At 73.5% G+C, this 524-nt stretch carries 1 protein-coding gene; it reads left to right on the top strand.

The annotated features are described in order from the left end of the window. A partial coding sequence (locus tag F8271_RS31620; protein ID WP_370462012.1) for a galactokinase occupies positions 1-524 on the top strand: 524 nt, incomplete at both ends.

The raw sequence follows: 524 nt of genomic DNA, 5'->3' as shown, positions 1-524 counted from the left end.
GGGATCATGGACCAGTCCGCCGCGATCCGCTGCCGCGCCGGGCACGCCCTCTTCCTGGACTGCCGCGACGAGTCGGTCGAGCAGATCCCCTTCGACCTGGACGCCGCCGGGTTGGCCGTGCTGGTCATCGACAGCCGGGCGCCGCACCGGCACGCCGACGGTGAGTACGCCGCCCGTCGCCGATCCTGCGAGGCGGCCGCGAAGGCGCTCGGCGTTCCCGCGCTGCGTGACGTGACCGTCGACCAACTCGACTCCGCGCTGGCCCGACTCGACGACGACGAGACCCGACGTCGGGTGCGGCACGTGGTCACCGAGGACCAGCGTGTGCTGGACACGGTGGCGCTGCTACGCGCCGGCCGCGTCCAGGACATCGGCCCGCTGCTCACGGCCTCACACGTCTCGATGCGCGACGACTTCGAGATCACCGTCCCGGAGATCGACACGGCGGTCGAGGCGGCGCTGGAGGCCGGTGCGCTCGGCGCCCGGATGACCGGCGGCGGCTTCGGCGGCTGCGTCCTGGCCCT

This window comes from Micromonospora sp. ALFpr18c (assembly GCF_008868155.1).
Lineage (GTDB): Bacteria > Actinomycetota > Actinomycetes > Mycobacteriales > Micromonosporaceae > Micromonospora.
Note: the sequence above shows the minus strand (reverse complement) of the source record. Positions and strands in the feature narration are given on the sequence as shown.